This is a genomic window from Synechococcus sp. TAK9802 (assembly GCF_014279535.1).
GTDB lineage: Bacteria > Cyanobacteriota > Cyanobacteriia > PCC-6307 > Cyanobiaceae > Parasynechococcus.
This window is the reverse complement of record NZ_CP047937.1, coordinates 501,355-519,435: the sequence shown is the minus strand read 5'-3', so window position 1 is coordinate 519,435 and position 18,081 is coordinate 501,355. Positions and strand designations below refer to the sequence as shown.

Annotated in this window: 21 protein-coding genes and 1 tRNA gene; 20 read left to right on the top strand and 2 right to left on the bottom strand. The window is 61.7% G+C overall.

The annotated features are described in order from the left end of the window. The first annotated feature begins 1 nt into the window (after position 1). From sppA to SynTAK9802_RS02820, 14 genes are all read left to right on the top strand, one after another. The gene (gene sppA, locus SynTAK9802_RS02885) at positions 2-814 is read left to right on the top strand and encodes a signal peptide peptidase SppA (RefSeq protein WP_186497953.1); all 813 of its coding nucleotides are present in this window, start codon (positions 2-4) and stop codon (positions 812-814) included. Continuing rightward, on the top strand, positions 811-1,194 hold the full coding sequence (gene aroH / locus SynTAK9802_RS02880) for a chorismate mutase (protein WP_115132193.1): 384 nt from the start codon (positions 811-813) through the stop codon (positions 1,192-1,194). The genes sppA and aroH overlap by 4 nt, the downstream gene beginning before the upstream one ends. A 75-nt stretch (positions 1,195-1,269) precedes the next feature. Beyond that, positions 1,270-1,845: a DUF2808 domain-containing protein gene (locus tag SynTAK9802_RS02875; RefSeq protein WP_186497172.1), complete on the top strand. Its 576-nt coding sequence runs from the start codon at positions 1,270-1,272 to the stop codon at positions 1,843-1,845. A gap of 46 nt (positions 1,846-1,891) precedes the next feature. Next, a complete protein-coding gene (gene rpmH, locus SynTAK9802_RS02870; RefSeq protein WP_011363584.1) occupies positions 1,892-2,029 on the top strand; it encodes a 50S ribosomal protein L34 in 138 nt (45 codons plus the stop codon). A gap of 61 nt (positions 2,030-2,090) precedes the next feature. Beyond that, positions 2,091-2,477: a ribonuclease P protein component gene (locus SynTAK9802_RS02865; protein ID WP_011363583.1), complete on the top strand. Its 387-nt coding sequence runs from the start codon at positions 2,091-2,093 to the stop codon at positions 2,475-2,477. Further along, complete coding sequence (locus SynTAK9802_RS02860; RefSeq protein ID WP_114988225.1) at positions 2,474-2,881, top strand: PH domain-containing protein; 408 nt, start codon at positions 2,474-2,476, stop codon at positions 2,879-2,881. Before SynTAK9802_RS02865 ends, SynTAK9802_RS02860 begins: the two co-directional genes overlap by 4 nt. Before the next feature lie 56 nt (positions 2,882-2,937). Then, entirely contained in the window at positions 2,938-4,068 is a 1,131-nt protein-coding gene (gene yidC / locus SynTAK9802_RS02855; RefSeq protein ID WP_186497170.1) for a membrane protein insertase YidC, read from the top strand. Then, entirely contained in the window at positions 4,065-4,601 is a 537-nt protein-coding gene (locus SynTAK9802_RS02850) for a DUF177 domain-containing protein (RefSeq protein ID WP_186497169.1), read from the top strand. Before yidC ends, SynTAK9802_RS02850 begins: the two co-directional genes overlap by 4 nt. Continuing rightward, positions 4,598-6,088 (top strand): AAA family ATPase, encoded by a 1,491-nt coding sequence (locus SynTAK9802_RS02845; protein ID WP_186497168.1) that lies wholly within the window; start codon positions 4,598-4,600, stop codon positions 6,086-6,088. The genes SynTAK9802_RS02850 and SynTAK9802_RS02845 overlap by 4 nt, the downstream gene beginning before the upstream one ends. A 78-nt stretch (positions 6,089-6,166) precedes the next feature. After that, a complete protein-coding gene (locus SynTAK9802_RS02840) occupies positions 6,167-6,328 on the top strand; it encodes a hypothetical protein (RefSeq protein ID WP_006852120.1) in 162 nt (53 codons plus the stop codon). Between the two features lie 42 nt (positions 6,329-6,370). Continuing rightward, a complete protein-coding gene (gene serS / locus SynTAK9802_RS02835; protein WP_186497167.1) occupies positions 6,371-7,648 on the top strand; it encodes a serine--tRNA ligase in 1,278 nt (425 codons plus the stop codon). Positions 7,649-7,672: 24 nt separating this feature from the next. After that, positions 7,673-8,755 (top strand): RIP metalloprotease RseP, encoded by a 1,083-nt coding sequence (gene rseP, locus SynTAK9802_RS02830; RefSeq protein WP_186497166.1) that lies wholly within the window; start codon positions 7,673-7,675, stop codon positions 8,753-8,755. Positions 8,756-8,812: 57 nt separating this feature from the next. Beyond that, positions 8,813-9,115: a 30S ribosomal protein S14 gene (rpsN, locus tag SynTAK9802_RS02825; RefSeq protein WP_186497951.1), complete on the top strand. Its 303-nt coding sequence runs from the start codon at positions 8,813-8,815 to the stop codon at positions 9,113-9,115. Between the two features lie 107 nt (positions 9,116-9,222). After that, positions 9,223-11,388 carry a polyribonucleotide nucleotidyltransferase gene (locus SynTAK9802_RS02820; RefSeq protein ID WP_114988219.1) on the top strand — a complete coding sequence of 722 codons (2,166 nt, stop codon included), beginning with the start codon at positions 9,223-9,225 and terminating at the stop codon, positions 11,386-11,388. Between the two features lie 7 nt (positions 11,389-11,395). On the opposite strand, the gene SynTAK9802_RS02815 is transcribed toward SynTAK9802_RS02820, so the two are convergent. Further along, a complete protein-coding gene (locus SynTAK9802_RS02815; protein ID WP_186497165.1) occupies positions 11,396-12,313 on the bottom strand; it encodes a 3'(2'),5'-bisphosphate nucleotidase CysQ in 918 nt (305 codons plus the stop codon). Between the two features lie 26 nt (positions 12,314-12,339). Between SynTAK9802_RS02815 and rsmI the strand changes: the two genes are divergently transcribed. Both rsmI and SynTAK9802_RS02805 read left to right on the top strand, forming a co-directional pair. Then, positions 12,340-13,197 carry a 16S rRNA (cytidine(1402)-2'-O)-methyltransferase gene (gene rsmI / locus SynTAK9802_RS02810; RefSeq protein WP_186497164.1) on the top strand — a complete coding sequence of 286 codons (858 nt, stop codon included), beginning with the start codon at positions 12,340-12,342 and terminating at the stop codon, positions 13,195-13,197. A gap of 19 nt (positions 13,198-13,216) precedes the next feature. Beyond that, positions 13,217-13,453, top strand: coding sequence for a hypothetical protein (locus SynTAK9802_RS02805; RefSeq protein WP_186497949.1), 237 nt, complete (start codon positions 13,217-13,219; stop codon positions 13,451-13,453). 33 nt (positions 13,454-13,486) lie between these two features. Here SynTAK9802_RS02805 and SynTAK9802_RS02800 read toward each other — a convergent pair whose 3' ends face one another. Then, positions 13,487-14,197 (bottom strand): helix-turn-helix domain-containing protein, encoded by a 711-nt coding sequence (locus SynTAK9802_RS02800; protein ID WP_186497163.1) that lies wholly within the window; start codon positions 14,195-14,197, stop codon positions 13,487-13,489. Between the two features lie 89 nt (positions 14,198-14,286). Here SynTAK9802_RS02800 and SynTAK9802_RS02795 point away from each other — a divergent pair. From SynTAK9802_RS02795 to SynTAK9802_RS02780, 4 genes are all read left to right on the top strand, one after another. Further along, positions 14,287-14,360, top strand: a tRNA-Arg gene (locus tag SynTAK9802_RS02795). Between the two features lie 294 nt (positions 14,361-14,654). Further along, entirely contained in the window at positions 14,655-15,572 is a 918-nt protein-coding gene (locus tag SynTAK9802_RS02790) for a decaprenyl-phosphate phosphoribosyltransferase (protein WP_186497162.1), read from the top strand. After that, positions 15,572-17,134, top strand: coding sequence for a flippase-like domain-containing protein (locus SynTAK9802_RS02785; protein ID WP_186497160.1), 1,563 nt, complete (start codon positions 15,572-15,574; stop codon positions 17,132-17,134). Before SynTAK9802_RS02790 ends, SynTAK9802_RS02785 begins: the two co-directional genes overlap by 1 nt. After that, positions 17,131-18,075, top strand: coding sequence for a lysylphosphatidylglycerol synthase transmembrane domain-containing protein (locus SynTAK9802_RS02780; RefSeq protein ID WP_186497158.1), 945 nt, complete (start codon positions 17,131-17,133; stop codon positions 18,073-18,075). The genes SynTAK9802_RS02785 and SynTAK9802_RS02780 overlap by 4 nt, the downstream gene beginning before the upstream one ends. Positions 18,076-18,081: the final 6 nt, after the last annotated feature.

The window sequence follows — 18,081 nt, the reverse complement described above, 5'->3', positions numbered from 1 at the left end:
CATGATCTGGCCCTGGCGGCGAAAATCCCGACGACGGATGGCGCGCATCGTTGTTGATGGCCCCATCACCGGTGCCACACGGAAGCGGGTGCTCAAAGCGCTGCGGGAGGTGAAGCAAAGGGAATTTCCAGCACTGCTGCTGCGCATTGACAGCCCCGGCGGCACGGTCGGAGACAGCCAGGAGATTCATGCAGCCCTGCTGCGGCTCCGGGAACAGGGCTGTCGTGTGGTGGCCAGCTTCGGCAACATCTCCGCCTCCGGCGGCGTCTACATCGGTGTGGCTGCGGAGAAAATCGTCGCCAATCCCGGCACGATCACCGGTTCCATCGGGGTGATCCTGCGGGGCAACGACCTCTCGCGGGTATTCGAAAAGATCGGGATTCGCTTCGACACGGTGAAGAGCGGCCCGTTCAAGGACATCCTTTCCCCGGATCGTCCGCTGAGCGATGCCGAACGTGCGTTGCTTCAGGAGCTGATCGACAGCAGCTATGGCCAGTTCGTTGGTGTTGTGGCGCAGGGACGAAACCTTGAGCTGGAAACGGTGAAGCGCTTCGCCGATGGACGGGTGTTCAGCGGAGAACAGGCACAGGCGCTGGGCTTGGTGGATGAACTCGGCGACGAAGACCATGCCCGTCGCCTCGCGGCGCAGCTTGCCGATCTCGATGCGGACGACATTCGCCCCGTCACCCTGGGCAAGCAACGCCGCAAGCTCAGTGGCCTGCTGCCTGGGTCCCAGCTCCTGCATCAACTGGAGCAGCGACTCTCGATTGAATTGATGGGGAGCGGTCAGGTGCTTTGGCTGTACCGCCCATGACCAGCTCACCCCTTGTTCTGAGAGGCCTGCGCGGGGCCACCACCTGCACGGAGAACAGCACGGAGGCCATCCATGCGGCGGTCAGCGCCCTGATGGACGCCCTTGTCGATCGCAATGGTCTGACCCCCGACCAGCTGGTGTCGGTGACCTTCTCGGTCACAGCCGATCTCGACGCCTGTTTCCCGGCAGCCATTGCACGACGGCGGCCCGGCTGGGACACGGTGGCTTTGCTGGATTGCCAGCAAATGGCTGTTCAAGGCGACCTCCCCCGCTGCATCCGTGTTCTGGCCCACGCCTGGATCCCACAGGACCAGCTACCCGTGCATCCTTATCAGGGCGACGCCCAGCGGCTCCGTCCAGACAGATCTGGTCACAACTGACAGATCAGCCTCCGACCCCTGAGATCACCGCCCACTGGTTGGACTCAGGAGAATCCCATCATCAAGATTCTTCCCATGGCCCGTTCCACCATCAGACGATTGCTTGCTGGAGCCGGCACTGCTGCAGCTCTGTTGATGGGCTCAGCACTCACCGGAACTCCCGAGCAGATCGCCCACGCCCAGGGCACACCGGGGCTGATGGAATTCCGCTGGGACAACGACCGGGACTACCGGAAGCTGTACTACTACCAAACCTCCAGCATCGAAAACGACCGCTCGGAGTGGTACCTCACCCTGCGCGAAAAGGACCGCAAGACCGCGATTCTCAAACTTACCGTCACCGTTCCGGACTACTTCGACTCCAAGCTCAAGCCCCACCGCATGCGCATTTGCCGCACCAGCGTTGGCAGCATGATGAGCCGCAGCAAGTGTCTCGAAGAGATCCCGGCGGTGATCGAGGTCAACAAAGACCAAACAGAAATCGTGGTCTTCCCCGACACGCCGCTGCCTTCGGACGGGGACTACTCGCTTCACATCAAGCTGTTCAACCCCCAGGGGAATCGCATGTATCAGTTCAACGCCCTGGTGCAGGCCCCCGGAGATGTGCCGATGTCCGGCTACCGCGGCAGCTGGCTGATCGATGTGGACTGACTGATAAAATCCCAGATTCAGATCGGCCGGTAGCCAGGAGACGTCCATGACCAAGCGCACCCTCGGGGGAACAAACCGCAAGAGGAAGCGCGTCTCGGGTTTCCGTGTACGGATGCGCTCCCACACCGGCCGTCGTGTGATCCGCACGCGCCGCAAGCGCGGCCGCGCCCGCCTCGCCGCTTGACGGTGCGGGATGAATCCAGAGGATTCATCCCAGACTCGACATCCCCAAACAGGATTGGTTGATGGTCCTTCCCGCCTCCATGCGATTGCGCGGGCATCGATGCTTCAACCGTTTGCACCGATCCTCCAAGCGCCAACACGGAACCTTGATGGTTCTGCGCGTCGCTGCAGGTGATTCCAACCTGCTTCGCCGGGAGTTGCGAGGCATCCAGGAAAGAACCTGCCGCTGCGCCCTAGTGATCAGCAACAAGGTGAGCAAGCGTTCCGTTAAGCGGAACCGGCTTAGGAGGCTTCTGCATGACCACCTGCGTCGACGTTTTGAACAGCGAAACGATCTGGCGGGCCGGTGGTTGCTGATCAGCCTTCGCCCGGAAGCCGCGGAAGCCGAACCCACACAGTTGCTCGAAGAATGCGACAGTCTTCTGAGAAGCGCCGGACTGGATCCATGACCAGCATTCAGGAAGATGTCCACTACGACGGTGGACCAGCCCGCGGGGATCTGATCTTCAACATCCTGCTTGGCTTCACGCTGATCGGCCTTCCCTTCACCATCGGAGCCGTTGTTCGGGCCCTGTGGCTGCGCTTCCGCATCACCAGCCGCCGCATCTCGGTGACAGGTGGCTGGATGGGCAAAGACAAAACCCAGGTTGTGTATTCACAGATCAGCGAAGTCCGCACCGTGCCCCGGGGCTTCGGTGCCTGGGGAGACATGGTGTTGGTGCTCAAGGACGGCGCCAGGCTCGAACTGCGCTCGATGCCCCGATTCCGGGAAGTTGAGGCCTACATCCTCGAACGCATCAGCAGCCGTGCGGCCAAAGCCCAAGAGAAAACCACTGAAGGTTTCGCCGCCTGAGTGCAGCTGTTCATGCACACTGGCCTCACAACGTCCCGCCCCCCCGTTTCTTCAACGTGATCGGATACATCTCCGACAACCTGCTGATTCCAATCCTGGACTTCTTCTACGGGTTGGTTCCGAGCTATGGCCTGGCCATCGTCGCCCTCACCCTCGTGATCCGGATCGCGCTCTACCCCCTGAGCGCAGGATCAATTCGCAGCGCTCGGCGCATGCGCATCGCCCAACCGGTGATTCAGAAACGTCAGGCCGAGATCAAAAGCCGGTATGCCAACAATCCTCAGAAACAGCAGGAGGAGCTGGGCAATGTGATGAAGGAATTCGGCAGCCCCCTGGCGGGATGCCTGCCGCTGCTGGTGCAGATGCCGATCCTGTTTGCACTGTTTGCAACCCTGCGGGGGTCACCGTTCGCCGACGTCCCTTACACCTTGAACATGAAGGTGGTGCCGGCCGACCAGATCGCTGCCGTTGAACCCAAACCGTTCAACAGCGCCAGCCATTCCATCTTCATCGGTGAAACCGACCACGTGCCGGTGATCGCCAGCCTGCCACGGGGCACCAAGATCGGCGTTGGCGACAGTGCCACGGTGAACCTTCATACGAAGGACGGCCGCGCCTTCAGCGACGTGCTCACGGATGTTGAGAACCCTGGACGCTTCTCCCCCACATGGGCAGTGACCAAAGGTGATGACATCGTCAGCGTCAGCGAGGACGGCACTATCACGGCCCTCGCCGCCGGTGACGCCACCGTTGAAGCGAAGATTCCGGGCTTGGCAGCCCGCAGCGGCTTCCTGTTCATCAAAGCCCTGGGCCAGGTCGGCTTCTATGCCGACGGTGCCATCAACTGGGACATCGCCATTCTCGTTGCCGGCTTCGGCATCACCCTGTTCATCTCCCAACTGCTGTCGGGTATGGGCATGCCTGCCAACCCTCAGCAGGCCACGGCCAACAAAATCACTCCGGTGATGATCACGGGGATGTTCTTGTTCTTCCCACTCCCCGCCGGCGTTCTGCTCTACATGCTGATCGCCAACATCTTCCAAGGCCTGCAGACCTTCATCCTCACCAAAGAGGCACTGCCCGACAACCTTCAGAAAATTCTGGATCAGCAAATGGCCCAGAAAACAGTGACGGTCTCTGCCACCTCAGGCGGCTCACGCCTGCCCTTTGAACCGAAGGGCAAGTGATCGAGGCACTGGAGCCTGTTCCCCTCCAGGAGCTCCGGGCCCTCGGCACCGCGAAAGTCTGGGAGGTTGAGGGTGAGCTCGATGAGCTCCCCTCACTCACACCAGTGCGAGGCCATGTTTCCGCAGAGCACCGCGGCAACGTCTTGGCGGTTGAGGGGAAACTCAACACGATCGTCACGCTCTGCTGCGATCGATGCCTGAATCAGTTCAATCAGAAGCTCAGCTGCACGCCTTCCGAGCTGATCTGGCTTGGAGACGGGCAACCGACGGCCGACGAGCTGGAGCTTTCCGGAGAGGTGGCCGAGATGGAAGGGCTGGTGGATGTTCTCGATCCACGCGGTCAATTTGACCCCCAGCAATGGGCCTTCGAACAGCTCAACCTGCTGTTGCCGGTCGTCAACCACTGCGGTGACCACTGCCCAGGCCCACCCGGCCTCCAGCAGCAGCCCGTGATCCCAGACACCAAGACAAAGGCTGTGGATCCCCGCTGGCAGGCCCTGCAGCAGCTTCAGCAGCAGATCGATCAGCCATGAGCAGTGCCACCTGGGGACATCAGATCGACCTTCTGGTGCGTGCGCGCACACCCCTGATCTGGGTGCGGAGCAATGAGGAAGCCCGGGTGGAAAGCCTGCTGGGAGAGGCTGCTCAGCGGCTTGCACGCCAGCTGGTCTGCTGGAATTTCATCGATGGCATCAGCGGGCCGGTGAATGCCGATGGCCAGGGGAGCCGTCAACCGATGGCCATGCTGCAGTGGCTTCAGCAACGGGATGCGGGCAGCCCAACCCTTCTGCTCGCCAAGGATTTTCATCGTTTCTGCGATGACCCGGGCGTTGCCCGGATGCTGCGCAATCTCGAAGCATCCCTGCGCAGCACCCCGCACACCCTGGTGTTGTGCTGCGGGCAATGGACACCCCCCGGTGATCTGGAAGAAAGCCTCACGCTTCTCGATCTCCCCCTTCCAGACAGCGATGACCTGCGTCGGCTGATTAGCAGCATCGGCACCAGCAGCGGCAGCCCCCTCCCAGCTCCTGTCCTGGATGAATTGGCTCAGGCCTGCAGCGGGCTCAGCGAGATGCGTGTTCGCCAGGTGGCCGCCCGGGCCCTGGCCCGCCGCGGCCAGTTGGGATCTGAGGATCTGCAGGACGTTCTGGACGAAAAACGCCAGACGATTGCCCGCAGTGAGGTGCTGGAGTTCTGTCGCAGCGATGCGGGCACCGAAGCCATCGGAGGCCTCGATGGTCTAAAGACCTGGCTGAACCAACGGCACCGGGCCTTCTCGGAAGATGCACGGCGTTTCGGACTACCTCTGCCCCGCGGCGTCTTGCTCGTGGGCCCTCAAGGCACCGGCAAATCACTCACGGCCAAGGCCATTGCCTGCAGTTGGTCGATGCCCCTGTTACGGCTGGATGTGGGGCGGCTGTTCGCGGGCTTGGTGGGGGCCAGCGAGGCACGCACCCGCGAAATGATCCAACGGGCTGAAGCCATGGCACCCTGCGTGCTCTGGATCGATGAGATCGACAAGGGCTTCGGCGGGGATGGCCGCAGTGACGGCGGCACAACCCAGCGGGTTCTGGCCAACGTGCTCACCTGGATGGCTGAAAAACAGTCACCGGTGTTCGTGGTGGCCACCGCCAACGGCGTTGAGAAGCTGCCACCGGAGCTGCTGCGCAAGGGACGTTTCGATGAGATCTTCATGCTCGATCTGCCCAGCAGCGCTGAGCGCCATAGCATTCTTGAGCTGCATCTGGAACGGAGACGACCGGGGCTAAAGCTTCCCCTGGACACGGTGGTGAGCCGCAGTGAGGGCTTCTCAGGTGCCGAGCTGGAGCAGACCGTGATCGAAGCGATGCACCTGGCCTTTGCCGACAACCGTGAGTTGACGGAGCCTGATCTGATTGGAGCGGCCTCCCAGCTCATCCCCCTCTCCCGCACCGCCAGCGAACAGCTCGAGCGGCTGAAGCAGTGGGCTGCCGGCGGCCGTGCCCGCCCCGCCTCTGTTGCTGCAGGTAACGAAGCCTGACGCGGCGTAACGAACGCCCGCCTTGAGTAAGGCGCTGGCCGGCGCGCTCCCTACCGTCCCAACAACAGCAGGACCAACGTGGAGAGCCGCAACGACATCGCCACTCAGCTCTGCGTGGCCTGCCTTGGTGCCGGTGTGATCACGACCATGGCCGTCGCCCAGGGGCAAAGCCCCCTCACCGCCCTTGGCATCACCCTGTTCTCGGGCATCGCGGCGGTGATGGTCGGCCAGGTGCTCTGAAACGGACTGCCATAGGCTGCCGGCGCTGATGCCCCTGAAACCGTGCTCGATCAGCGCCTTGTGCGTGACAACCCCGAAACGATCGCCCAGCAACTGGGGCGTCGAGGTAAGGCTGTTGATCTCACCAAACTGCAGTTGATTGCCCAGCAGCAGCGCGATCTGGAGCAACAACGCAGCAACCTGCAGGCTGAAGGAAACAGGATCGGCAAAGAAGTCGGCCAACGCATCAAGTCGGGCGCTGATCCCAAGGGCGACGAGGTCGCCGAACTCCGCCAACAGGGCAATGCCATCAAGCAGAAGGTGGCGGTGCTGGAGGAGGAGGAAAAGCAGCTCTCCAGTGAGCTCAAGCAGCAGCTGCTGGGTTTCCCCAACCTCCCTTCAGAGGCCTGCCCTGATGGGCGCAGTGAAGACGACAACGTTGAAGTGCGCCGCTGGGGAACCCCCCGGGTTGATGACAACCTCGACGAGCACTGGCAGATCGCTGAGCGGTTACAGCTGTTCGACACCGAGCGCTCCGTCCGCATCGCGCAGAGCCGTTTTGTCACGCTGATGGGCCAGGGGGCACGGCTGGAGCGGGGCCTGATCAATTTCATGCTCGACCTCCACACGAGCAAGGGCTACCGCGAGGTGCTGCCCCCTGTGCTGGTGAACAGCGCCAGCCTCACCGGATCGGGACAACTGCCCAAGTTCGCCGAGGAAAGCTTCCGTTGCGCAGAGGACGACCTCTGGCTGACACCGACCGCTGAGGTGCCCGTGACCTCCCTGCACCGGGACGAAATCATCCCGGCAGATCAACTGCCCTTGCGCTACGCCGCCTACAGCCCCTGCTTCCGCCGTGAGGCCGGCAGCTACGGCCGCGACACCCGTGGCCTGATCCGCCTGCACCAATTCAACAAGGTGGAGCTGTACTGGTTTGTGCACCCCGATCACTCCGAAGAGGCGCACCAACAGATCACGGCGGATGCAGAGGCCGTGCTTCAGGCGCTGGAGCTGCCATATCGGGTCTTGGACCTCTGCACCGCCGACCTCGGCTTTTCCGCCCGCCGGACCTACGACCTCGAGGTGTGGCTGCCGGGGGCGGGGGCTTACCGGGAAATCTCCAGTTGCAGCGTCTGTGGCGATTTCCAGGCGCGACGGTCCTCCATCCGCACCAAGGAAGGCAAGGCCACAACGTTGGTTCACACCCTGAATGGCAGTGGCCTAGCAGTCGGCAGAACCATGGCGGCCCTGTTGGAGAACGGCCAACAGCCCGACGGCAGCGTCCTGCTGCCGAAAGCGCTGGTGCCCTACGTCGGCCGCGAGCGACTCCAGCCAGAATGATCCGACTGGACTCATGACGGACATATGAACGTGTTGGCCGCCCTTCTGGTGCTCGCCCTGCTGATCGTGGTGCATGAGGCCGGCCATTTCCTCGCTGCCACGCTCCAGGGCATCCGCGTCAGCGGTTTTTCCATTGGCTTTGGCCCGGCCCTGATCAAGCGGCAACGGCGTGGGGTGACCTACGCCCTGAGGCTGCTGCCACTGGGTGGTTTCGTCGCCTTCCCTGACGACGATGAGGAGAGCACGATCCCGGCTGATGATCCGGATCTGCTGCGCAACCGGCCCATCCCCCAGCAAGCCCTGGTGGTGGCTGCAGGGGTGTTAGCCAACCTGGCCTTGGCACTGGTTGTGCTGTTCGCTCAGGCAGCGTTTGTCGGCGTTCCCGCCGCGCCGGATCCAGGGGTTCTGGTGGTGCAGGTGCAACCGGGTGGCGCTGCCGCCCGCTCCGGGCTTCGTGCCGGTGACCAGATCCTCAGCCTGAATGCCCAACCCCTTGCTGCAGGACAACGGGGCGTTGAAGCGATGGTTCGGGATGTGAAAGCAGCACCCGAGCGAGCCATCCGTGTGGAGCGAAAGCGAGGAGACAAGACGTCCACCCTTGAACTCATCCCCGATGATCAACAGGGCACAGGAAAAATCGGCGCCCAGCTGCAGGCCAACATCAGTGGGGAGATGCGCCCCGTGCGCAATCCCGGTGAACTGGTGCTCACCACCGGCTCGCAATTCAGCCAAATGCTGAAGCAAACCGTGCGTGGCTACGCCGGCCTCCTGACCAACTTCCGCGCAACGGCGGGGCAGGTGAGTGGCCCCGTCAAGATCGTTGAGATGGGAGCTCAGCTCAGCCAGCAGGGTGGATCCGGGTTGGTGCTCTTCTCAGCCCTGATCTCCATCAATCTGGCGGTGCTCAATTCACTGCCGCTGCCGCTGCTCGATGGCTGGCAGATGATGATGCTGGCGATTCAATCCGTTCGGGGGCGTCCGGTGTCCGAACGGATCCAAATGGCCTTCGTGCAATCCGGTTTTCTTTTGTTGGTGGGGCTCACGCTTGTGCTGATCGTGCGTGACACCAGCCAGCTGCCGGTGGTCCAGCAATTGATGGGTCGGTAGGAGGGTGATGGCGCCCGTGTATCGTTGACGATTCGTCCACTCGCTGCCCTCAGCTGCATGGCCAAGAAGTCGATGATCGCTCGCGATGTGAAGCGCAAGAAAACAGTTGAGCGCTATGCGGCCAAGCGCGCAGCACTGATGGCAGCCTTCAACGCAGCCGAAGATCCGATGGATCGCCTGGAAATCCATCGCAAGATTCAGGCTCTGCCCCGCAACAGCACACGCATCCGTGTGCGCAACCGCTGCTGGGCCACCGGCAAGCCCCGCGGCGTCTATCGCGATTTCGGTCTCTGCCGTAACCAGCTGCGTGAGCGCGCCCACAAAGGTGAACTGCCCGGCGTGGTCAAGTCCAGCTGGTGATCAGCTTGTCGCCACGGCGTCGTGAGGGGGAGGCTTGGCCTCCCCTTTCTTGTGAAGAGCAGCCATGAAATGTCAGACTTGGGATTGACAAAAGGACATAAGACGTCGTGCAAGGACAAACCCAGTCGATCTCCTTTGACGGACGCGAGATTCGACTGACCACCGGGCGCTTCGCCCCTCAGGCGGGAGGATCCGTCTTGGTGGAGTGTGGCGACACCGCCGTGCTTGTGACCGCAACCCGTTCAGGCGGACGAGAAGGCATTGATTTCCTGCCGCTGATCTGCGATTACGAGGAGCGGCTTTATGCAGCTGGCCGCATTCCCGGCAGCTACATGCGTCGTGAGAGCCGCCCCCCCGAACGGGCCACGCTCACGGCCCGACTGATTGACCGCCCGATGCGGCCACTGTTCCCCAGCTGGCTGCGCGACGACCTGCAGGTGGTGGCCACCTGCCTGTCCCTTGATGAGCGGGTCCCCGCCGATGTTCTTGCGGTGACGGGTGCATCGATTGCCACGTTGCTGGCGGGCATCCCCTTCAACGGCCCGATGGCCGCCGTGCGGGTGGGACTGCTCGGGGATGACTTCGTGCTCAACCCGAGTTATCGGGAGATCGAACGGGGTGATCTAGACCTGGTTGTCGCCGGCACCCCTGACGGCGTGGTGATGGTTGAGGCCGGCGCCAACCAACTGCCTGAGCAAGACGTGATCGAGGCGATTGATTTCGGCTACGAAGCGATCTGCGAACTGATCAAGGCACAGGAACAGCTGCTGAAGGATCTGGGCATCACCCAGGTGAAGCCGGAGAAGCCGGAGGAAGACAGCACCGTTCCTGCCTATCTCGAGAAGCAGTGCACCAAGGCGATAAGCGCTGTCCTCAGCAAATTTGATCAGAGCAAGGACGAGCGGGACACAGCCCTGGAAACCGTGAAGGGCGAGGTGTCCGAGACCATCGCAGGTCTCAAGGACGACCACGCCGTTCGCCAAGCCCTGGCCAGCAGCCCGAAACTGCTCGGCAACAGCTTCAAGGCGCTGACCAAGAAGTTGATGCGTCAGCAGATTCTCAAAGACGGCAAGCGTGTGGATGGACGTGGCCTCGACGAGGTTCGCCAGATCAGCGCCATGGCCGGCGTCCTGCCGCGCAGGGTGCATGGTTCTGGTCTGTTCCAACGCGGACTCACCCAGGTGCTCTCCACCGCAACCCTGGGCACCCCCAGCGATGCCCAGGAGATGGACGATCTCCATCCCAACACCGAGAAGCTGTACCTGCACCACTACAACTTCCCGCCCTACTCCGTCGGTGAAACGCGGCCGATGCGCTCCCCCGGTCGTCGTGAGATCGGCCATGGCGCCCTGGCCGAACGCGCCATTCTTCCGGTGCTTCCCGAGAAGGACACCTTCCCCTACGTGGTGCGCGTGGTGAGCGAAGTGCTCAGCTCCAATGGCTCCACCTCGATGGGTTCCGTCTGCGGCAGCACCCTGTCGCTGATGGATGCCGGCGTGCCGCTGAAGGCTCCGGTGAGTGGCGCAGCCATGGGTCTGATCAAGGAGGGCGATGAGGTGCGGATCCTCACCGACATCCAGGGCATCGAGGACTTCCTCGGCGACATGGACTTCAAGGTGGCCGGTAGCGAGAAGGGCATCACCGCCCTGCAGATGGACATGAAGATCACCGGCCTCTCGGTGAAGACGGTGGCTGAAGCCGTCAACCAGGCACGTCCGGCACGGCTCCACATCCTCGAGAAGATGCTCGAGGCGATCGACACCCCTCGGGACAACCTGTCTCCCCATGCCCCACGTCTGCTCAGCTTCCGGATTGATCCAGAGCTGATCGGCACCGTGATTGGCCCCGGTGGACGCACGATCAAGGGCATCACCGAGCGCACCAACACCAAGATCGACATCGAGGACGGCGGAATCGTGACCATCGCTTCCCACGATGGTGCTGCGGCTGAAGAAGCCCAGAAGATCATCGAAGGCCTGACCCGCAAGGTGAACGAGGGTGAGGTGTTCTCCGGTTCGATCACCCGGATCATCCCGATCGGCGCCTTTGTGGAGATCCTTCCGGGCAAAGAAGGCATGATCCACATCTCGCAGCTCTCCGAAGCGCGCGTCGAGAAGGTCGAAGACGTGGTCAAGGTGGGCGACGAGGTGACCGTGCGGGTGCGCGAAATCGACAACCGCGGCCGCATCAACCTCACCCTGCGGGGCGTGCCCCAGGCCGGCGATGCCTCCGAAGTGGAGCCTCAACCCACCCCGGTGGCACCGCTCAGCTGATCAGGTCTCAGACCTGAAAGCCAGGATCGATCTCGGCCATGGCCCGCGTCGCACGCTCTCCGAGCTCGGCGTGTGCTTTTCCATGGCTGGCGATCAGACAGCCGGCCTGCCGCACATCGCCGGTGTTGTATGTGAGGTCGGCCTGATCGGCATGGGTGAAACGACCACCGGCCGCAAGCAACACCGCCTCCGGAGCAGCCATGTCCCAATCCTTGGGAGCGCTCTTGCCGGAGAGGGAAACGTAGAGGTCGGTTTCGCCTCTCAGGATCGTGGCCACCTTGAAGCCAACGCTGCCCACGGCTTTGGAACCGCCGAGATTGAGGGCATCAATGAGCTTGACCAAACGGTCGTCGCGGTGGCTGCGGCTGGCCACCAGGATCAGATCTGAAACCTCGGTTCTGTCGCTGAAGCGAACAGGCGACCGCTCACCCTGACGGTCTTCACACCAGGCACCCTCACCAACGATGCCGATCCAAAGTTCATCAGCTTCCGGCAGAAGCACAACGCCGATCACCGGCCGCTTGTCGCGCACCAGGGCTAGATGAACGGCGTATTCGCCTGTGCCCTGCAGAAAATCCTTCGTGCCATCCAGGGGATCGAGAATCCACAGCAACTCCGCCGGCAGCGGTTGGCCTTCCGTGAGCTGCTCCTTGGCGGTCTCCTCGCTGAGCAGCGTCCAGTCGGCCTGGGGGAACGCGGCCGACAGTCCATCCAGCAACCACTTGTTGACAGCCAGATCAGCCGCAGACACAGGGCCCTCTCCGCCCTCATCGACACTCAAAGCCTTGGGGAAACCATGCGGAGGCTGCTCGCCCCGGGCATAGGCCCGCAGGATGTCGGCGGCACCCCAACTCAGTCGACGCAATTCCGTCAGCAGAGCCTCCTTGTCAACGCCAGCGGGGAGGACGGCATAGCTGGGCATCATGATCAACAGAAGCGCTCGCCATTTTGATGCAGCGGGATGAACCAAGCGGCGGCAGCCTTTATCTGGTGGGCACCCCCATTGGTCATCTTGGGGACCTGTCACCACGCGCCCGTGACTTGCTCCGCAGCGTGGATGTGATCGCCTGTGAAGACACCCGGCACAGCGGACAGCTGCTGAGCAGCCTTGGAGCGGGCGGCCGCAAGCTGTCCTTTCATCAGCACAACACCCGCACCCGCGTGCCCCAACTGCTGGATCTGCTGGTGGAGGGTCAAAGCCTGGCGGTGATCAGTGATGCCGGGCTGCCGGGCATCAGCGACCCCGGTGAAGAGCTGGTGGCCGCAGCGCACCAGGCCGGCCATCCCGTGATCTGCATCCCCGGCCCCTGCGCCGCCACCACTGCTCTGGTGAGCAGCGGCCTGCCCAGCGGACGCTTCTGCTTCGAAGGATTTCTGCCGGCCAAAGGCAAGGAACGGCGGGCCCGCCTCGAAGCCATCAGCCATGAGCCCCGCACAACGGTGCTGTACGAAGCGCCGCACCGCCTGATCACGTTGCTCGAGGAACTCCAGCACCACTGCGGAGGAGACCGTCCTCTGCAGGTGGCACGGGAACTGACCAAACGCCATGAAGAACAGGTGGGGCCAACGGTGGATCGTGCCCTGCTGCACTTTCAGCAGCACCCGCCCCAGGGGGAGTGCACGGTTGTGCTGGGGGGATCGCCATCGCAGAACGTAGAAGAACCCAACGACGATGACCTGCTCAGGCAGCTGCAGGCGTTGCAGGACGAGGGTGCAAGCGCCAGCGACGCTGCACGGCAATTGGCCCAGACCACAGGGCTGTCCAGACGACGCTTGTATGCCCTGTTGCACCGGGGCACGTCAAACTGAGCCCGTCGACGGTTGTGCTGTGTTGATTCGCCTGCGTCTTCTGCTGATCAGCTTTGGCGGTGGCCTACTGCTGCTGCTGCTGCTCTGCCTTGGAGCCCAGAACCTTCAGGATCGCCACACGCTCCAACTCGGAGGGCAACGGTCCGTGCCGCTCCCCACGGGTTTTCTCGTGGGGATTGCGATGGTGATCGGGGTGATCAGCGGCGGAACCGCAACGGCCGTTTTGCTTCCCGATCAACGCAATCGCTTCGATTAAGAGCAATCAGGTAGGAGCAATCAGCGGCGGTGCTCAGGCATCCAGCGCAATCAAGGTTCCGTCCAGCACCAGTCGTGTAATACCCCGGGCCAACAGGTAACTGCTGGTGCGATGAAACACAGCCGTATCGGGAACCTTGATCACCCGCTGACTCCGCCCGCACTGGCGCTTGGCCGCGCGGGGGCTGGCAAACAGGCACAACCCCTGACGTTCCTGCTCGGCATCGTCGAGGAGGCCCAACTCGGGGAACTCCTTGAGGGGGCGCGCATCCAGCTCGACCACCTTGTCGACCAGCATGTAAGCGCTGTCCGGCAGCAGGTCGACACTGAACGGTTGGGCTTGATTCATTGGGCGATCACTGAGATCTCCTATCCCAAGCAGGGGAACAAGCTCCGTGAACGTTTCAACGCTGCCGTTGTCATCGTCTTCGGCGAGCTCCTCCTCAGAGTCTTCGCCGAAGTCATCCGCGTCATCCAGGGCCAGGCTGCTGTCGTCTTCCTTGAGGGAGTCAACCTCTGGTTCTACCGGCTGAGTGACGGTTGGCGGAGGAGGGGTGGCTAGCCCTTTTTGCCTGCTGGCCTTCAGCGCGGCATAAGCATCAGCTGGCAACAGTGCTTTCACCGTGCGACTCACGGTGTTGGGGCTGCAGCCAAAGGCCTCAGCCAAAGCTGATGTTGACTCGCCGGCCTTGTAACGACCGACCAGATCCTGCTTCTCGCTGTCGCTGAGACGACGCGGGGCCATGGATGCCGATCAAGAGCCCATCACCTTAGGTGGCGCAAGGCTTCGAAATCCAGCCCGCCTCGATGCAGCCTGTCAAGATGTGGTCGCTTGCTCCCTTAGCTCAGCTGGATAGAGCAACTGCCTTCTAAGCAGTCGGTCGATGGTTCGAATCCATCAGGGGGCGTTAATAGTCATACCAATGGTTTTTAGCGATTTGCTGGGAGCCATTTTTTCTTGAAAACCAACGTTTGTGCGCAGAATTGTGCGCAGATTTAACTCAAGCTCAGCCGGACAGGGGTGGGATTGAGGCCTGTTTGCTGATCAAATTGTTCAAGCCGCTCCCAATCGGAAGCTCCATCCGAGTGCTTGGGTTGTTCACAGCGCATTAGACAAGCCAGAGTTCACGATGGTTTCTCTGTATTGCCCTTCAGCCAGGGCAACAGTCAGTACGCCTACCAATTAGCCCGCAGTTGCCCTTTTGGCTTTGAATCCAACCGCGCTATTCACTGCATGTCGTCCGAGGCAGTGGACTAAGAACCTCTTGGTGTTTGCAGCACCGCTGTTCGCCTTCCGACTGGACACAGGCATCTGGCTCCAAGCGGGGGGGGCGCTTGTCGCGTTCTGCCTAATCTCCAGCACGATTTATTTACTTAACGACTCCCTCGACGTAAATGCGGATAGGGCCCATCCGATCAAGCGAAACCGACCAATTGCCGCTGGGTTAGTCAGCGTCGCTAGCGCTTTGACAACCGCTGCACTAGTGGCGGTTGTGAGCTTGAGCATGGCAGCTGCGGTGTCAGTTCCCTTGGCTGGCCTCGTTCTTGCCTACGCGCTGATCCAGGTTGGCTATTGCATTCAGTTCAAGCAGGTGATCTTGCTGGATCTTTTCAGCATCTCCTCCGGATTCCTGCTGCGAGCTGTAGCTGGTGGTGTTGCCGCAGACCTGCCGCTCTCTCCATGGTTCCTGCTGACAGTGGGTCTGCTAGCGCTGTTTTTAGCGATCGAGAAGCGCAAAGCAGAACTGCGTGTGGTGCAGGACCAAAGTGTGATCACCCGAGCGGTGCTGGCGCGCTACTCACTGCCCTTACTGCTGCGTCTTGAAAGCCTGGTATCGACTAGTGCATTTATGAGCTATTCCCTCTGGGCAGCAGGGCCTGCTCTGAATGGCGCCTCAACGAGCTGGATGCTTCTGACTGTGCCGTTTGTTCTGGTTGGAATCTTCAGATATCAGCTGCTTAGTGATCCACAGGAAGCCGAGCGTCGTCGCTCATCAAATCCCGATCGAACCAGCGAAAAACCAGAGGAACTTTTGCTGGGTGATCGAGGAATCAAGCTGACTCTGCTTGGTTGGTTCGTGACAACTGCGGTGATCGGAGCGTTGGGCCTCGCCAGTTGATGACGTCGCAGGTGAAGCAACGGGTTGCTGTTTTTGATGTGGATGGCACGTTGCTGCAGAGCGACTGCCTCTGGATCGCTGCCCGCCGAGCCAAGAGCGCTTGGGGTCAAGTCGTTGCGGTTTTGGCCTGTTTGCCCTGGTTGATTGGCTGGCAGTTGCAATTGATCAGTACGGGACGGTTCAAGCAGCAGGTCATTGCTGCTTTTGGCATCTGTGAAGCGGTCAACCGCGCAGAGGCCGCGGGTCATGCGAACTGGCTACTTGATGATTTGAAGGCCGAGATCAATCCTGAGGCTCTGCAGAGGTTGCACTGGCACCAGCAACAAGGTGATCGGGTGCTCCTCTGTTCAGCTTCCCCGCGGCTGTTGCTGCAGCCCGTGGCCGATTGGCTGAAAGTGGAGCTGCTCTGCACCGAACTGGAGCAAAGAGAGGGGCATTGGTGGCCTCTGCTAGCCAGTGCGAACTGCAAAGGCCCTGAGAAGGTTCGCCGCCTTGAGGAGCATCTCGGACCACTGGAAGGTCGATCGATTGAGGCTTACGGCGACAGCAAGGGCGACCGTGAGCTGCTGAGGACCGCAACAATCCCCCATTACCGCAGCTTTCGTAGTGAACCCCAGCCCTACCCCCCAATTTCGTTAGGGCCACTCCTGCCAGTGGTGTCCATTGCTTTACTGGGCTATGGGCTGTTGGGGATCTGGAGCCAAGGCGATCAGTTGATTTCGCTCCTGCTCGACCTCTGGTTCCCGATAGGCCTAGGCGTTTTGCTGGTACTGCTCGGTTACGCCATCCGCTATCGACGCTGGCGGCTTCTCCTCGCTGCTGTAAATCAGCACCCGCCTATTGCGACTGACGCTCGGATCTGGATGGGCTCCTATGCATTCACCGCCACTCCAGGAAAGTCAGGGGAAGCCCTGCGCTCACTGCTGCTCAAGCAGGAATTCGGCGTGCCAATGCCGCCCACACTGATGGCGCTGCTGGTGGAGCGCCTCACCGATGGAACAGCAGTGCTGTTGCTGCTGGTGATCAACGTGCCTCTGCTATTACGATGGCAGGTGCCTCTGGTGGTGCCGATCAGCCTTGGGCTGGCTGCATTGATTGGAGGCTGGTTAGTAATTCGAAGCCCATACGCGAGGGCAGTACTCAAGAGCACCGCCAAACGGGTGTTGCCCCGGAAGCTGGCCCGTGCCAGTGGCGATGGCCTGATCTCCCTCCGCCAATTGCTGAAGCCATGGCTGCTGTTGCAAGCCACTGCGATTGGTGCCGTGGCCTGGAGCCTGGAGGGCGTGAGCCTCTGGATGTTGCTACGGGGAATGGGTGTGGGTGAGGTGGGAATCGGCGGAGCCACCATTGCCCATACGGCCGCGGGGCTGATCGGTGCACTCACCCTGCTTCCAGGAGGCCTGGGCAGCACGGAAGCGGGCACAGTTGGCCTGTTGGCGTTGCAGGGGGTGGGAGTTTCAGCGGGCACTCCTGCAACGTTGTTGATCCGGTTGATGACGCTGTGGTTCGCCACGGCGCTTGGGGTGGGTTGTCTGTTGTGGCAACCACGGCGCCAGCCTTGAACAGCAAGCGCATTCCCTGGCTGGGGCTGATTGCACTTGTTCTGCTCGCTCTTGCAGTGGCAGGGCTGATGAAGTTGCCAACCGTGCAACAGCAGGCCCTGCTCCAGTCGCTCCAGTCGCTTCTTGTGTGGCTGCCGGTTCTCTATGGCGTGGTGGGACTGAGCTACGCAGGCCGCTACTGGCGTTGGCGACTACTGCTAGGGAAATTGGGTATCGGCAGTACCAACTGGCCTGATTGGCTGGGTTGGTTCCGAGGCTTTGCCCTAACTGCCACCCCCGCCAAGGTTGGCGAGCTGAGCCGGGTGCAGCTGCTGCATGAGCAGCTTGGTTATCCCCGTCTGCCCCTGGTGCATGTGTTCGTTGCGGAGCGCTGCGCAGATGCAGCAGCTGTGGGGCTGTTGCTGTTGGTGCTCATTCCTAACCAGCTCCTCGGAGGCATTCCACCACTGAGTTCAACGTGGCTCCTGGCCATGTCCCTAGTGGCGGCATGTGCGCTGCTGCTGACCGGTCGTCGTGCCTGTCGTCGTTGGTTGCAGAACCAGTGGCACCGCTTTCGCCATTACTTCCCCAGCGGCGCACTAGCGCAAAGGTTGCTCCCTGCCAGCTTGATATCGGTGCTGGTGTGGGCGAACGAGGCCCTGGTGTTGTGGTTGTTGGTGCGGCTCCTGGCACCAGCCCCGATAACCATCCCAGCGGCCATCACCATCTACTTGCTGTCAGGAACCGCCGGCATGGCCTCCTCCCTGCCAGGCGGCATCGGCGTGAATGAGGCGGCAACCGTGATGCTCCTGGGCCAGCAAGGAGTTCCAGCGGCCGTGGCTCTGCCGGTCTCGGTGTTGCGGCGGCTGATCACGCTTTGGTCGATGGTGGCCCTGGCCACTGCTACTGGCGTCCTTCCGTTAGCCGTCGGTGAGCCAGACAGGCAAAACTACCGGCCATAGCTGCAA